The organism is Carnobacterium sp. (genome assembly GCF_045617425.1).
In the GTDB taxonomy this organism is placed as follows: domain Bacteria; phylum Bacillota; class Bacilli; order Lactobacillales; family Carnobacteriaceae; genus Carnobacterium_B.
This window is the reverse complement of record NZ_JAZLIO010000015.1, coordinates 133,351-148,545: the sequence shown is the minus strand read 5'-3', so window position 1 is coordinate 148,545 and position 15,195 is coordinate 133,351. Positions and strand designations below refer to the sequence as shown.

At 35.4% G+C, this 15,195-nt stretch carries 16 protein-coding genes and 1 riboswitch; of the genes, 10 read left to right on the top strand and 6 right to left on the bottom strand.

The features are described 5' to 3' along the window. Positions 1-13: 13 nt before the first annotated feature. Entirely contained in the window at positions 14-703 is a 690-nt protein-coding gene (alsE, locus tag ACKI3H_RS08100; RefSeq protein ID WP_407371769.1) for a D-allulose 6-phosphate 3-epimerase, read from the top strand. Between the two features lie 128 nt (positions 704-831). Further along, complete coding sequence (gene deoC / locus ACKI3H_RS08095) at positions 832-1,524, top strand: deoxyribose-phosphate aldolase (RefSeq protein WP_407371768.1); 693 nt, start codon at positions 832-834, stop codon at positions 1,522-1,524. Between the two features lie 188 nt (positions 1,525-1,712). Here the strand turns inward: deoC and ACKI3H_RS08090 are convergent, their stop codons facing one another. Then, positions 1,713-2,573 carry an NAD(P)H-binding protein gene (locus ACKI3H_RS08090; RefSeq protein ID WP_407371767.1) on the bottom strand — a complete coding sequence of 287 codons (861 nt, stop codon included), beginning with the start codon at positions 2,571-2,573 and terminating at the stop codon, positions 1,713-1,715. 149 nt (positions 2,574-2,722) lie between these two features. Between ACKI3H_RS08090 and ACKI3H_RS08085 the strand changes: the two genes are divergently transcribed. The 4 genes from ACKI3H_RS08085 (at position 2,723) to ACKI3H_RS08070 (ending at position 5,148) form a co-directional block, all read left to right on the top strand. After that, positions 2,723-3,067: a winged helix-turn-helix transcriptional regulator gene (locus ACKI3H_RS08085; protein ID WP_407371766.1), complete on the top strand. Its 345-nt coding sequence runs from the start codon at positions 2,723-2,725 to the stop codon at positions 3,065-3,067. A 34-nt stretch (positions 3,068-3,101) separates the two neighbouring features. Further along, a complete protein-coding gene (locus ACKI3H_RS08080) occupies positions 3,102-3,233 on the top strand; it encodes a DUF1398 family protein (RefSeq protein WP_407371765.1) in 132 nt (43 codons plus the stop codon). Between the two features lie 76 nt (positions 3,234-3,309). After that, on the top strand, positions 3,310-4,269 hold the full coding sequence (locus ACKI3H_RS08075; RefSeq protein ID WP_407371764.1) for a glutathione S-transferase family protein: 960 nt from the start codon (positions 3,310-3,312) through the stop codon (positions 4,267-4,269). A 33-nt stretch (positions 4,270-4,302) separates the two neighbouring features. Then, positions 4,303-5,148 (top strand): endo alpha-1,4 polygalactosaminidase, encoded by an 846-nt coding sequence (locus ACKI3H_RS08070; protein WP_407371763.1) that lies wholly within the window; start codon positions 4,303-4,305, stop codon positions 5,146-5,148. A gap of 486 nt (positions 5,149-5,634) precedes the next feature. Here the strand turns inward: ACKI3H_RS08070 and ACKI3H_RS08065 are convergent, their stop codons facing one another. Next, positions 5,635-6,096, bottom strand: a complete 462-nt coding sequence (locus ACKI3H_RS08065) for a DUF305 domain-containing protein (protein WP_407371762.1) — start codon at positions 6,094-6,096, stop codon at positions 5,635-5,637. Positions 6,097-6,445: 349 nt separating this feature from the next. On the opposite strand from ACKI3H_RS08065, the gene gap reads away from it, so the two are divergent. Continuing rightward, positions 6,446-7,459: a type I glyceraldehyde-3-phosphate dehydrogenase gene (gap, locus tag ACKI3H_RS08060; RefSeq protein WP_023179418.1), complete on the top strand. Its 1,014-nt coding sequence runs from the start codon at positions 6,446-6,448 to the stop codon at positions 7,457-7,459. A 95-nt stretch (positions 7,460-7,554) separates the two neighbouring features. Here gap and ACKI3H_RS08055 read toward each other — a convergent pair whose 3' ends face one another. Further along, a complete protein-coding gene (locus ACKI3H_RS08055) occupies positions 7,555-8,433 on the bottom strand; it encodes a MurR/RpiR family transcriptional regulator (RefSeq protein WP_407371761.1) in 879 nt (292 codons plus the stop codon). 180 nt (positions 8,434-8,613) lie between these two features. On the opposite strand from ACKI3H_RS08055, the gene ACKI3H_RS08050 reads away from it, so the two are divergent. The 3 genes from ACKI3H_RS08050 (at position 8,614) to ACKI3H_RS08040 (ending at position 13,087) form a co-directional block, all read left to right on the top strand. Further along, complete coding sequence (locus tag ACKI3H_RS08050; protein WP_407371760.1) at positions 8,614-10,050, top strand: 6-phospho-beta-glucosidase; 1,437 nt, start codon at positions 8,614-8,616, stop codon at positions 10,048-10,050. Between the two features lie 54 nt (positions 10,051-10,104). Continuing rightward, the gene (locus ACKI3H_RS08045; protein WP_407371759.1) at positions 10,105-10,944 is read left to right on the top strand and encodes a Cof-type HAD-IIB family hydrolase; all 840 of its coding nucleotides are present in this window, start codon (positions 10,105-10,107) and stop codon (positions 10,942-10,944) included. A gap of 123 nt (positions 10,945-11,067) precedes the next feature. After that, a riboswitch (NiCo riboswitch) is annotated at positions 11,068-11,171 on the top strand. 92 nt (positions 11,172-11,263) lie between these two features. Beyond that, positions 11,264-13,087: a heavy metal translocating P-type ATPase gene (locus ACKI3H_RS08040; RefSeq protein ID WP_407371758.1), complete on the top strand. Its 1,824-nt coding sequence runs from the start codon at positions 11,264-11,266 to the stop codon at positions 13,085-13,087. Positions 13,088-13,150: 63 nt separating this feature from the next. Here the strand turns inward: ACKI3H_RS08040 and ACKI3H_RS08035 are convergent, their stop codons facing one another. The 3 genes from ACKI3H_RS08035 to ACKI3H_RS08025 form a co-directional block, all read right to left on the bottom strand. Next, positions 13,151-13,909, bottom strand: coding sequence for an ABC transporter permease (locus ACKI3H_RS08035; protein WP_023179412.1), 759 nt, complete (start codon positions 13,907-13,909; stop codon positions 13,151-13,153). Beyond that, positions 13,906-14,559: an ATP-binding cassette domain-containing protein gene (locus ACKI3H_RS08030; RefSeq protein ID WP_023179411.1), complete on the bottom strand. Its 654-nt coding sequence runs from the start codon at positions 14,557-14,559 to the stop codon at positions 13,906-13,908. Before ACKI3H_RS08030 ends, ACKI3H_RS08035 begins: the two co-directional genes overlap by 4 nt. 117 nt (positions 14,560-14,676) lie before the next feature. Continuing rightward, positions 14,677-15,099 carry a cupin domain-containing protein gene (locus ACKI3H_RS08025; RefSeq protein WP_023179409.1) on the bottom strand — a complete coding sequence of 141 codons (423 nt, stop codon included), beginning with the start codon at positions 15,097-15,099 and terminating at the stop codon, positions 14,677-14,679. Positions 15,100-15,195 lie beyond the last annotated feature (96 nt).

The window sequence follows — 15,195 nt, the reverse complement described above, 5'->3', positions numbered from 1 at the left end:
GGAAAGATAAAGTATGAAAAAAGTAGAAGTGTCACCGTCATTAATGACAATGGACTTGGATAGATTTAAAGAACAAATCACCTTTTTAAATAATCATGTAGACTCATACCATATTGATATTATGGATGGGCATTATGTTCCTAACATTACATTGTCTCCATGGTTTATCGAAGAAGTGCGAAAAATAAGTGACTTGCCTATGTCTGCCCATCTTATGGTTACAGATCCAAGTTTTTGGGTTCAACAACTAGTGGATTTAAAATGTGAATGGATTTGCATGCATGCAGAAGTCCTGGATGGATTGGCATTTCGATTGATTGATCAAATACAAGATGCGGGATTAAAAGCAGGAGTAGTGTTAAATCCTGAAACGCCTATTGAGACAATATTTCCTTATATTGAATTAGTGGATAAAATTACCATTATGACCGTTGATCCTGGTTTTGCTGGACAACGTTTTATTGATAGTACACTAGATAAAATAGTTGCTTTGAGAGAATTACGTGAAGAAAATGGTTATCATTATGTTATTGAAATGGACGGATCTTCCAATCGAAAAACATTTAAGAAAATTGATGCAGCTAATCCCGATATTTATATTGTGGGGCGCAGTGGTTTATTTGGATTAGATGATGACATTGAAAAATCTTGGGACATCATGAATAAAGATTATGAGGAAATGACTGGAAAAGTCATCTCGTAAAATAAAAAAGAATCGCTTTAGCGGTTCTTTTTTGTATGCGACTAATATGTTTTATTCTATAGCCAAGAGAACACTAATTTATTAGTTGTGGTAAAATGAAACCGAATTCAATTAGGGAGGAATAAAAAATGACATTTCAATTAAGCGTAAACGAATTAGCAAATATGGTGGATCACACTTTATTAAAAGCTGATGCAAAGAAAGCTGGATTTGAAAAATTGTGTCAAGAAGCTGATGAATATGGGTTTAAAATGGTGGCTATCAATTCAGCGCCTGTTTCTCTATGTAGAGAATTGCTAAAAGAAAGTCCAGTTCATGTAGGAGCAGCGATTGGTTTTCCATTGGGGCAGACCACCATGGCTACAAAAATTTTTGAAGTCACGGATGCCATCAAAAATGGGGCAGATGAAATCGACTATGTAATCAATATTAGTGAATTAAAAGACGGTAACTTAGCCTATATTGAACAAGAAATGAAAGAAATCGTAGCTATTTGTCAAATAAATCATGTTTTAAGTAAAGTGATCTTAGAAAATTGTTATCTAACAGTTGAAGAAAAAATAGCTGTTTGTGAAATTGCTAAAAGAGTGAAACCTAATTTTGTGAAAACATCAACTGGTTTTGGTACTAGCGGAGCTACAGTAGAAGATGTAAAGCTTATGAAAGAGGCAGTTGGATTAGACGTCAAAGTGAAAGCAGCAGGGGGAATACGGGACTTTGAAACTGCCAAGGCAATGGTGAAAGCTGGTGCTGAACGATTAGGAACAAGTTCAGGGATTAAAATTATTAATGAGTATAAATCAATGATTAAGGAGTCCTAATATAATCCTTATATAATAAACCAAAATAAAAAGAGTGAGTTTTTAACTCGCTCTTTAGAAATCAGCATTAGTAAATTAAGCTTCAATGGTTATGATGATCGAATGGAAAATAAACAAGAAGAAACTTTATTAAAAGTTTCTTCTTATTTTTCTCTACATGATTGAAGAATAAAACTACTTATAAACTGTTATTTTTGTAAGAACTCTTTTAAAGCATCAACTAGTGGTGTCAATGGTTTGCCTAGCGTTTGTTCAAAATCATCTGACATAACATCCAATTCTCCATTACGAATATCATTTTGAATCATTAAGATGAACCCGACAACTGACTCAGGGATGGCATTATTAGTTAATGCAGTTTGATAATCACTATCATTCATTTTAATGACCTCAAATGCTGTTCCACTAGCAATTTTAAGAGCTTCTGCTAATTCTACATAAGTAATAGGATTGCCTGATAATTCAAGTACTTCTGGTGTTGATGCTTGTCCAGTTAAGACATTGACAGCAGCTTCGGCATATTCACGTTTTAACGCCCAACCCGTTTTGCCGTCTCCAGCAGAGTACGTAAAAGGGTGGCCAGCTACTGCAGCATTTAGTGTGTCCTTTTCGTTTTCTATATACCAGTTGTTGCGTAAAAAAGTGTGGGAAATGTTGGATTCAGAAATTAATTGTTCCGTTAAAATATGGTCTTGAGCTAAAGGACTTTTGGATTCAGCACCTTTAGGGAAACTTGTATAGGCAATAAATGAAATGCCAGTCTTTTTAGCAGCATTTACAACATTTTTGTGCTGCTCACCGCGTGAAACTGCTGCACCAGGTTGTGAGGAAACAAATAATAAACGATCGATGCCGTTGAATGCCTCAATCAAACTTGCATAGTCGCCAAAATCACAAATACGAACCTCAACTCCATGTTCACGCAGTATAGCAGCTTTTTCTTCTGTTCGTGCTAATACCACAATTTCATTTAACTCAACTTGTTCTTTTAAATAATGTAAGGCATAAGTGCCTAGTTCTCCTGTTGCGCCTGTTAATAAGTACTTCATTTGGTATCAACCTTCCTACTAGTTAGATTCTTAGCTTGTTTCTTTCAAGTTCTACTATTATAATAGGACTCTAAGTAACTTATGTAAAGTAAGTACTTTGGAGTTACTTAGTGACTAATAAGTAACTAATGTGAAAGGACAGGGTTTCTATGCGTAACAAAGTTGTAGCTTGTCCAGTAGAGACGACATTATTGTTGATAAATGATCGCTGGAAAGTAATGATATTAAGAGAGCTGTTAGATGGCACTAAACGATTTGGTGAATTAAGAAAAGCTATTGGAACGGTTTCGGCAAAAGTTTTGACGTCACATTTACGGTCTATGGAAGAAGATGGGTTGGTTGATCGTGAAATTTTTGCAGAAGTCCCTCCACGTGTAGAGTATACATTGACGGAATTAGGCAATAGTTTAAAACCAATTTTAGATGCGATGAAGGAATGGGGCACAAACTATCAAGAAATGGTTACGGTTGAAGTTGAACAGCCAAAAGTGTAACCGAAGAATCATTCATTAAAAGGAGAGAGTAAATATGAGTTTAAATAAGCAAGAGATTGAAAAAGCTGGTGTTCCTTTTTGGACGAGTGATTTAGTGTTGAAGCAAGTGATTTATTACGACACGAATCATAAAGCTTTGTTAGTTGAACCGATTCCTGGATTATAAATTAAGCTCTACCTATAATAAAAGAGAAGACAAATAATATAAGCGACAAAGATCAGCAGTTGAAAGGGGAATAACAATGGGATTATTAGTAGATGGTAAATGGCATGATCAATGGTACGACACAGAAGGCAATGGAGGGAGATTCATTCGTCAGGAATCACAATTCCGCAATTGGATCACGCCGGATGGAAGTGCTGGACCAACTGGTGAAGCCGGCTTTAAAGCAGAACCTGGACGTTATCATTTGTACGTAGCGTTGGCGTGTCCTTGGGCAAACCGTGCATTAATCATGCTTAACCTAAAAGGGTTAGAAGAGATGATATCGGTATCTATTGTGAATCTTTTGATGGCCGAAAATGGTTGGACATTTGAATCAGAAGAAGGGGTGATTCCGGATCCAGTCATTGATGCAAATTTTCTTTATGAAGTCTATACGCATGTGGAATCAGGTTATAGTGGACGAGTGACTGTGCCTGTTTTATATGACTTGAAACAAAATAAAATTGTAAATAATGAGTCTTCTGAAATCATGCGTATCTTAAATTCCGCATTTGATGACGTCGGTGCAAAGGAAGGCGATTATTATCCTGAAGCATTGCGTCCAGAAATTGATGCGATCAATGAGAAAGTGTATCATGCAGTTAATAATGGAGTGTACAAAGCTGGATTTGCTACGAAGCAAGAAGTTTATCAAGAAGAAGTGATGAATTTATTTGCTGCGTTAGATGAACTTGAAGAGCGCCTAGAAGAGAATCGTTACTTAGTTGGGGAGCAAATTACGGAAGCAGACTGGCGTTTATTCACTACGCTGATTCGTTTTGACAGTGTTTATCACGGTCATTTTAAATGCAATATCAAACGCATTACAGAGTACAAAAACCTATGGCGCTACACACGAGAATTATACAACTGGCCAGGAATAGCGGAAACAGTGAACTTTAAACATATCAAAGACCATTACTACCGCAGTCATAAAAATATCAATCCGACCGGCATCGTTCCAACAGGACCGGAATTGGATTTTAGTTTAGATTAAAATAGATAGTAAGAGAGATAAAGGGGCCATTACATGAAAACTACTGCAATACGCTTTTTGATAGGAGCAATGGTTATTTTAGGAGTAACAGGTTGTGCAAATTTAGAAGGAAAAAGCAACAGTAAACTCGAAAATACAGGTGATTATGGTGTATTTTTGAGTTTAGATGGAAGTGAAGCAATCGAAGCTAGTGAAGGTTACGAAACGGTCATTATTGATGCACAAAATCTCTCCGAAGCAGAAATTACTGAGATGCAAGATCGAGGACAAAAAGTTTATAGTTATTTAAATGTAGGATCATTGGAAACTTACAGGCCTTACTATGAAGAATTTCAGTATCTTACTTTGAGGCCTTATGAAAATTGGGAAGAAGAATATTGGGTCGATGTAACCAATGAAGACTGGCAAAAATTTAGTGCCGTTACTTTAGCTAACGAACTACTTGATAAGGGAATTGATGGCTTTTGGATCGATAATGTAGATGTATACTGGCAATTTCAAACAAAAGAAACGTATATTGGAGTGGAAAAGATTTTAAAGACACTCATGAGCTATGGCAAACCGGTCCTTATTAATGGAGGAAATGAATTTGTTAGTGCATATTTACAGCAAAATCAGCAAATAGATGATATTTTGACTGGTGTAAACCAAGAAACCGTCTTTTCAGCTATTGATTTTGAGGAAGATAAGCTGAGTACTCAAACAAAAGAAAATCAAACCTACTACTTAAATTATTTAGATACAGTTGATAAAGCTGGGAAAGAGATCTATTTGCTTGAATACTCTACAAAAAAAGAGCTGGCTAAAGATGTCCATGATTATGCGACTAAAAGAGGCTGGCAGTATTATATATCCGATTCGGTTGAGTTGGATAATTGAATCGAATTGGTTGGAACAAAACATGATAAGAAAGGAAATAGGGAGACAGGAGCTTTCTAAACAGTTGATATATAACGTTTAATGATAATAGTAAGAAATATTCGAGTTTCTATCGAAAAATAATAAGTTTTATTTATATAAGAATCCCACGCGTCCTTTTATCCAAAAGAATATGTGAGGTTCTTATCTTCTTTTTTATAAACAAAGGTCAAAAATCAAAGGGATTGCTTATTAGAGTCTACCACGGATAACATGTGCTTCTAATTCTTTTTAATTCTTTATTTAGTTCTTAATGGGCCAAGTAACTAGCAATCACAGATAATGTTTCAATGAGACACGGAGTAGATTTGACTTTTTTTCTCTATAGAGATAAAAAAAAGTCTGTAGAAGTCATTGACTCCTGCAGACTTTTTTGAATTGACTGGTATATATCTAAAAGTTGTTGTCTTGGTTAGCAATAGGACTAAGCAAAGATAAATCAGAATTTTACTCTGTTTCTCCATTCTCTTCAATGTCTTCGATTAGTTTTTTCATTTCTGCAATTTCCTCTTTTTGAGTTTTAATAATGGTATCCCTTAGTTCTTGTACACGAGGATCAGATACATCTGCTCGTTCACTGGTTAGGATAGCAATTGAGTGATGAGGAATCATTGCTTTCATCCAAGAAGAATCATCAATAGTTGCTTGACTTCTTACCAACCAAAGTGAAATACCAAACGTAAGAATAGAAACGCCTAAAATAATGTAATTCAATTTTTTCTTTTGATACATTTTCCACATAAACAGTAGCATGATAATAGCCATTACGGATCCCATCATGATAGACATATAGACTCGAGTTTCACTAAACGTAAAATGAGACAGTTCAAAAATATTGAAGAACATTAAAAAATACATCACAACAGTAGAGGTCAAAATCATTAAACCAAAACGAATGTAACTTTTCACACTATCTCCTCCTTAAGGTATCTAACTAACTAGACTAAAAATTTAGAGCACCGAAGCTATATAAGTTAAATTTATAGTAACATTTAATTTTACTTTGTTAAAATACCTTGCTTATAATCGTAGACTGTTTCTATGAATGTATAGAAATTTGGACTGTTTTCAAAAATGCAGAAGCTGATTTCGAAAGAATTTAATTTTTTAAATTAGAGAATCATACTAAATTCTCTATTGTTAGCACTAAAAACAGACAAATGGAATCAAACCAAAATGAATAATGCAAACAATTGGAAATTTTATTAAAGAAGCGTTACCATGAAAATAGATACAAATAAAAAAGGAGGAAATATTCATGTCAATAAAAGTAGCGATTAATGGATTTGGACGTATTGGGCGTTTGGCATTGCGTCGGATGTTGGAAAAAGATACAGACTTAGAGGTTGTTGCAATCAATGATTTGACGAGTAATGAGGACTTGGTTTATTTGTTAAAATACGATACCTCACAAGGACGTTTTCCATATAATGTAGAAGTTGGGAACGACGCGATCGTGGTAGATGGAAAAGAGATCAAATCGTTTGAAGAAAAAGATGCAAGTAATTTGCCGTGGGGTGATTTAGGAATCGACATCGTTTTGGAATGTACCGGCTTCTATACTTCAGCGAAAAAATCACAGGCTCACTTGGATGCAGGCGCAAAACGAGTATTAATCTCAGCTCCAGTAAAAGCTGCGGGAGCAGAAGTAGACAATACGAAAACAATCGTTTATGGTGTAAATCATGATTCGCTTGATGAAAATGACAAAATCGTTTCTGCAGCATCTTGCACCACGAATTGTTTGGCACCAATGGCCAATGTACTGAACAAAAAATATGGCATCAATAGTGCTTTGATGTCAACAATTCATGCTTATACAGCATCACAAGCATTACAAGATTCACCAGGTGGACGTAAAAACCGTGCAGGAGCACAAAATGCTATTCCGGCTTCAACAGGTGCTGCTAAAGCAGTAGGAAAAGTTATTCCTGAATTAGAAGGAAAAATTGACGGAACTGCTGTCCGCATTCCGACTATTACGGGATCAATGACCGAATTGTATTCTGTTTTGGATAAAGAGGTAACAGTGGAAGAAGTAAACGCTGCAATGAAAGAAGCTTCGAATGAGGCATTCTTATATAATGAAGATGAAATCGTTTCTTCAGACGTTATTGGAGTACCAGCTGGCTCAATTTTTGATGCCACTCAAACCAAAGTAATTGAAGGCTCTAAGGGACAATTAGTCAAAACCGTTGCTTGGTACGATAACGAGTATGGATTTGTGTCTAACATGGTAGGAACCTTAGAACATTTTGCGAATATTAAATAAATTATTTTTAACTAGTGGGAGGTAATGAGCTTCCCGCTTTTTTTTGTGTGCATAAATGAATCAAAAATACTGATTATTAATCTTTATTTATTCGATTAAGACTGTTCTTTAATGATATCGATAGTTGTTTTTCGGGTATCTGTTGAACGACCAATTTTAATGAGGTGATTCAAGTTTAGTTCATAATCTGCAGTAAAGACGATAGAATACAAAAGATTCAATAGATAAATGACAGATGTGGTTGAGGTGAAATTTCCGATTTTAGAATAAAGTTTTTCTCGAGTAGTGATTTTTAATGAACAATCGCTATGTGTTGCGATAAAATTATCTCCTATACTCGTTAAGCTAATAGTGGAGGCTCCTTGCTTTTTCAAAATTTCCATGCATTTTATGAAAGAATCATCTTCACCTGTGTATGAAATAATAAGGGCACAAGTTCTGTTGCCGCTATTAAAAGCCTCATACGTACTATAATCATAAGTGGAAGAAATAGTAATTTTTTTGTTGATTCTACGCATCTTAGTGACGAAGTCTTGAGCAATGAGTGCGTTCGTTTGGCTCGCGAATACTTTGATCTCGTCAGCATGTAGTAAGAGTTTTTGTGCGTGCTCCAAATCTTGAGAATCTATTAGTGATAAAGTGTCCTGAATAGTATTTTGTTGCAGTGTGCTTATTTTATGGGCAATAGAAACCAAATGATCCGTTTGATCATATGGTAAGTTTGCGTCAATAGCTGTAAAGTGGCTATTGAGGTATTGCCATTCTTCAAGGTAAGCTTCTTTTAAGTCTAGCCAACCCTTAAATCCCATTTTTTTCGCTACACGAATAAGGCTCGTAGGATTCGTATGAGTTAAATCTGCAATTTTTTGAGTCGTCATGTCTTGTAAGCCTTCAGGATGATCTATGAGGTAACTTACTAGTACTTGTTCAGCATCTGAAAATGAAGTATGTTTTAATCGTTCAATAAGCAGCATAAAAAGACTCCTTCCTTACACAAATAGTATATGTTTTTGTGTACAGGTTTTACAAGAGGAATCGTTAAATTTAGAAAGTATGTGTAAGAATCTTCTACTTGTATATAAGAGATTGAAATCATGAAACCGTTTAGATAAGATGTAAGTAAGATAAAACTGAGTTTATTAGGAGGAAAAAAGATGGGATTTAATAAAGATTTTCTTTGGGGTGGGGCTACTGCTGCTAATCAAAGTGAAGGTGGTTATAACGCGGATGGCCGAGGTTTAGCGAATGTAGATGTCGTTCCAATTGGAGAAGACCGTTACCCAATCATAACAGGTCAAATGAAACATCTGGATTTTGATGAAGACCATTTTTATCCAGCTAAAGAAGCCATTGATATGTACCATCATTATAAGGAAGATATTGCTTTATTTAGAGAAATGGGATTTAAATCTTATCGTTTTAGCTTGGCTTGGACACGTATTTTTCCAAAAGGCGATGAGGCTGAACCAAATGAAGCAGGGTTGCAATTTTATGATAACCTTATCGATGAATGTCTTAAGTACGGCATCGAACCCATTGTTACGATTACACATTTTGATATGCCAATCCATTTAATTAAAGAATATGGGGGATGGCGCAGTCGTAAAGTAGTTGGTTTTTATAAAAATTTGGTCACCGTATTATTTAATCATTATAAAGGAAAAGTAAAGTATTGGATCACTTTCAATGAAATCAATATGTTGTTGCATGCACCGTTTATGGGAGCTGGGTTAGTATTTGAAGAGGGTGAAAACGAAGAACAAGTAAAATATACAGCAGCTCATCATGAATTAGTAGCCAGTGCGTTAGCGACCAAAATCGCGCATGAAGTAGATCCAGAAAATAAAGTCGGCTGTATGATTGCAGCTGGACAGTATTATCCGAATACACCCAATCCTGCAGATGTTCGTCAAGCTCAAGTAGACAATCAAGAAAATTATTTTTTTATTGACGTACAGTCTCGTGGCGAATACCCTAACTATGCACTGAAACGCTTGTTTAATGAAGGAATCGAAATTCCTTTTGAAGAAGGAGATAAGGAATTATTGAAAGAGCATACGGTTGACTATATTACGTTCTCTTATTATTCTTCGCGAGTTTCTGCCGCTCAAGAGGGACAAGAAAAAGCAGGTGGGAATATATTTGATTCCATTAAAAATCCTTATTTAGAAGAAAGCGAATGGGGCTGGCAAATCGATCCAATTGGCTTCCGTATCACAATCAATGAATTGTATGACCGTTATCAAAAACCGTTGTTTGTCGTTGAAAATGGATTAGGAGCGGTCGATACGCCTCGTGCAGACGGTTCTATAGTAGATGATTACCGCATTGATTATTTAAAACAGCATATCGAGGCAATGAAAGAAGCCGTGGACGAAGATGGAGTAGAACTTTTAGGGTATACGACTTGGGGATGTATCGATTTGGTTTCCGCGTCAACTGGAGAAATGAAAAAAAGATATGGCTTTATTTATGTAGACCGTGACAATGAAGGCAATGGAACAATGGCGCGTTCGAAGAAAAAATCTTTTGACTGGTATAAACAAGTGATTGCTTCTAATGGTGAAAAGGTAGACTATACAAAAGGATAATTTAGTTTGAAGGTCATGCTTATTGTTTAGTATGACCTTTTTAAGGAGGTTACTATGGAATCAAACTATGTTTTTTTAGATGTGGATGGAACATTAGTAAATTATTCTAATGAATTACCGAATTCTACAGTCAAAGCTATTAAAACTGCACAAGACAACGGTCATAAAGTGTACCCGGTGACTGGGCGCAGCAAGGCTGAAATGTATGCTGAACTATTAGAAATCGGTTTTGATGGGTATATTGGTGGAAATGGCAACTATGTTGAAAGCAATGATGAAGTTATTTTGCATCAATTAATAACAGCAGAACAAGAAAAAATGATCGTCGATTGGTTGAACAATCGTGGATTAGCTTTTTATTTAGAGTCTAATAACGGATTATTTGCAAGTCAACAGTTTGAGACACGAGGAGAGCAAACGGTTAAAGAATATGTTGCTTATAAAGGGAAAACTGGGGCAGAAGGAATGACGGTGCGACAAGCATTTCCAGAAATGATTTTTGATGGGCAATTGTATCGAGCTGACGTGAACAAAGTCAGTTTTATTTTAGAAGAGTATGAAGATTACCTAGCTGCAGCCGAGTTTTTTTCTGACTTTCAAGTAGGTACTTGGGGAGGTATAGGTGAACAAGCTTTGTTTGGAGATATTGCTTTAGCAAACATTACAAAACAAACAGCTATCAAAAAATTATTAGAACATCATGGAGTTGATCAGAAGAACACGATAGCTTTTGGCGATGCAAAAATAGATATTCCTATGCTTGAGTATTGTGAAATAGGTGTAGCAATGGGAAATGGCGGTAAAGAAATAAAAGCTATGGCTGATTACATAACCGATAGTGTTGATAAAGACGGACTGGAAAAAGCCTTCCGCCATCTTGGTTTGATAGAGTAAATTCGATTGAATTTAGTAAAAGTGGAGTAACATTTGATGCTTCAATTAGTAAATGGTATTATAAGTTTATATAAATCTAATTTAACTTGCTCTTCTTTCTTATAACTAATATAAGAATGAGAGCCAATTAAATCTGAACAGGCGGTGAACTCTTATAGGTTCATGCGGCCGGATCACACATGTGTGATAGCAGAGTAGTGCTAAAAAGGCACACCTGTGGGACAGTACTACTGTCCTATAGGTGTGTCTTTTTTATTTTTTATTAAGGAGGGGAAATCTAACCACTAACTTAAAAATAATTACAGAATGGAAGAGGGAAATGTTGAAGTTTTTAAGCAATACGCGTTCAGGACAGTTTTTAGTCATTGGAGTCTTTTTTACGATTATTGGATTTATTTTAAATACGATGGGAAGTTTTTATAGTTCAATTTCTTTTTATGGGGCAATTTTCTTTTTAGGGTTCTTTTCAGCTGAAAAAGCTGTGACAGAAACAATCCATTCTAAATCTCCAAATGTTGATTTGCTAATGGTTTTAGCAGCATTAGGTGCATGTTTGATTCATTATGAATCAGAAGGAGCTGTATTATTGCTCATTTTTGCTGGCTCAGAAGCTCTAGAATCCTATGCAACCAATAAATCAAAAAGTGCTATTTCTGAGTTGCTATCTCATGTACCTTCTACAGCGCAACTGCTAAAAGATAATGATGAAGTTAGTGAAGTACCTACTGAAATGTTAAAAGTTGGTGACATTGTAGTCGTTTCAAAAGGAGCACAGATACCTATTGATGGGTATTCCGACCGAAAAACACAAATCAATGAATCCAGCCTTACTGGGGAATCAATGCCGGTTGAAAAAGAAAAGGGAGCCGAAGTATTTTCTGGAACTTTCAATGAAGGGAATGCCTTTCATCTTGAAGTGAATAAAACGAGTGATCAAACCGTCTTCTCAAATATTATACGGATGGTAGAAGAAGCGCAGAAAAGCCCTTCGAAAATTTCGAAAATTATTGATCGTTTTGAAACGAAATACGTGCTAGTAGTTTTAATTATGGTCCCATTATTCATTGCGAGTCTTTATTATTTTAATGGGTATAGCTTTGAGGAAGCTTTTTATAGAGGAATGGTTTTATTAACCGTTGCTAGTCCATGTGCTTTGGTCGCTTCTGCTACACCAGCAACACTAAGTGCTATCAGTAATGGAGCAAAAAATGGGGTGTTAGTTAAAGGCGGAGCAGCAATGGAGTCTTTGAATACGATGGATATTTTATATAGCGATAAAACAGGTACACTGACATTTGGGGATTTCAGAGTATTAAATTATGAAGTTCCAGAAGATATTCTGAATGAAGTGGTTTATATGGAACAACAATCTAACCATCCAATAGCTAATGCTATTGTGGCAGCTTTTGAAAACAGAAAATTTAAAGACATTGATACTTCAGAACCTGTGGAGGAAATAGCTGGACAAGGCGTTAGAAAAGGATCAATTGAAATAGGGAAACCAAGTACGTTTATTGGGTATCCTGATAAAAATTATTATCTTGATAAAGTAGTTGAAGAAAATACGACTATTTTTGTAGCGAAAAGTAATGAAATTGTGGGGTACATTTCTCTTTCTGATGAAATTCGGTATGAAGCAATCGAAGCAGTAGCTGGTTTTCAAAAAGAAGGTATTCAAGTTGTACTTTTGACTGGAGACAATGAAATGGTTGCTTCGAAAGTTGCTAAGGAAGTCAAAGTAAATGATTATGTAGCAAATTGTCTTCCAGAAGATAAGATTAAACACATCTTAAAAAGTCAGCGAAATAAAAAGGTGGTAGGCATGGTTGGAGATGGAATCAATGATGCACCCGCATTAGCGAATGCGGAGATCGGCATTGCTATGGGTAGTGGATCATCGGTGGCCATAGAGTCAGCTGATGTGGTGATTGTAAAAAATGATTTAGCTAAATTGCTTTATAGTTATCACCTGAGCAAAAGATTGAACGGAATTATTAAACAAAATATTTTCTTCTCGATCAGTGTGATCATCATGCTGATGATTTTAAACCTTTTAGGTTATTTAGATTTGCCGGTAGGAGTTGTCTTCCATGAAGGATCAACGATTTTAGTTATTTTGAATGGATTACGTTTGTTGCGTTAAAAAAATATAAAAGCGTGTGAGCCTATTGGAATTTCCGATAGGCTCACACACTTTTTATTGGTTTTAATCTTTTAGTTGTTTCCTTGCTGTATAAAATTCTTTATAAGCCAGGTAACTAGCAATCACAGATGCAATACTTGTAGTGGATAGCAACATAAAGGTAACCATGATTTGGTACTTTATCGCATGCGTAGGGTTTACGCCAGCAAACATTAATCCTGACATCATACCGGGTAAACTAACAATTCCGATTGTCTTTGCAGATTCTATTGTTGGGAGCATTCCTGCACGAATACTATCACGTACTATAGAGATAGAAGCTTGTTTTAAATTTGCCCCTAGGGCCAATTTTTCTAATACTTGTTGACGTTGGTCTTTAAATTTCGAGTTCAAATTACGGTAACAAATTCCAATCGCAATCATTGAGTTACTGGCAATCATTCCTGATATTGGAATAACCTGAGAAGGGATGAATAAAATAGCTCCTGATAATAGTAAAACAATCAAAGTTAAACTAGTAGCTGTTAAGATTGCAATAAAAGATATTTTAAATGCATTTGATATACCATTGCTTTTCTTCCCCGCATTAAAAGAGGCATTAAAAATAATAACTAAAACAAGTGCTAATGTCACAATAATATTATTTAATTTAAAGACATAGCCCAATAAATAACCAACAGCAAATAGTTGAATAACGGCTCGAACAACACCGATTAAAATATCTTTACCTAAGCCTAACTTTTCTTTATAAACAACAATAAGTGCTATACCAACTAAGGCAGTTGCAAAGAATAAGGATGAATTATTAATAGCTAAGTTCATTTCGGTTCCTCCATTTCGCCATTAACTAATTGAATAATACGATTTGAAGCTTGAATCTCTACTGCATTATGGGTGACCCACAAGATTGTAACACCCTGTTCGTGATTGAGATTACGAATTAAATTACGAATAATTTCTTGGTTTTCATGATCTAACGCGCTGGTTACTTCATCTAGTAAGAGGACTTTAGGCATAAATAAAACATTACGAATCAATGCTACCCTTTGCTTTTCCCCACCAGACAATGCGTTGACTGATTTAGTTAAATACTCTGCTCCTAAACCAACTTTTTTTAAAGCATCTAAGGCTTTTTTTTCATTAAAAGGCTGATCTCTGATAACGAATGGGAACATTAGATTATCTTTTACAGTTTCTCCAAAAAGCGTTGCTGTTTGGAAACAGTAGGATACTTCTTTGCGATAATCAGTAGGTTCGTAGTCATCAATTGGTTTACTTTGATAAGAAACGGTTCCTTCAGTTGGAGACAAGAGTGAAGCAATAATTTTTAATAAGGTACTTTTTCCACTTCCTGAGGGTCCTGTAATCGTTAAGAATTCTCCCTCTTCAACAGACAGCGTTATTCCTTTTAAAATAGCTTTTCCATCTAATTCGTAGCCTAGTTGGGTTGTGTTTAATAGTGGTGTCTCCATATATTCTCCTCCTTAGTCTATATTTAATAAATTACAAAAAATGAGAGTCCAATATTTAGAGCTGTTGCTCAAATATTTGGACTCAAAACAGTCTTTTTTTATAAAGCGAGGCTTTTTTTAGTGTTCATTAGGATCGTTTTCTGCGTCTTCATGAGTTGGGTGTATAGTACCTTCAACATGATCAGGACCAGCATAAATGGTATATAATTTTAGTGGTTTGTCACTAGTATTTTTAATATTGTGCCACATATCTGCTGGAACCAATACTGCTTCATCTTCAGAAACAACTTGTTCAAAATTTAAGTTATCTTCAGAAGGTCCCATTTGGCATAGCCCTTGGCCTTCTTCGATGCGAATAAATTGATCAATTCCATGATGAACTTCTAGGCCAATATCATCGTTTGGTTGAATAGTCATGACGGTTACTTGTAATTTAGCGCCTGTCCATATCGTTGTACGGTAGTTATCATTTTGCACTGTAGCATCTTCAATATTTACAACATAAGGTTTTTTGCCATGATCTTTAAAATCAATACTCATTATCCTAATCACTCCATTTCGTAATAGTTATTTAATTATAATAATTACAATCTAAACATAGCAAATTATCAGTTGAAAAACAAGTATTAATGCCTT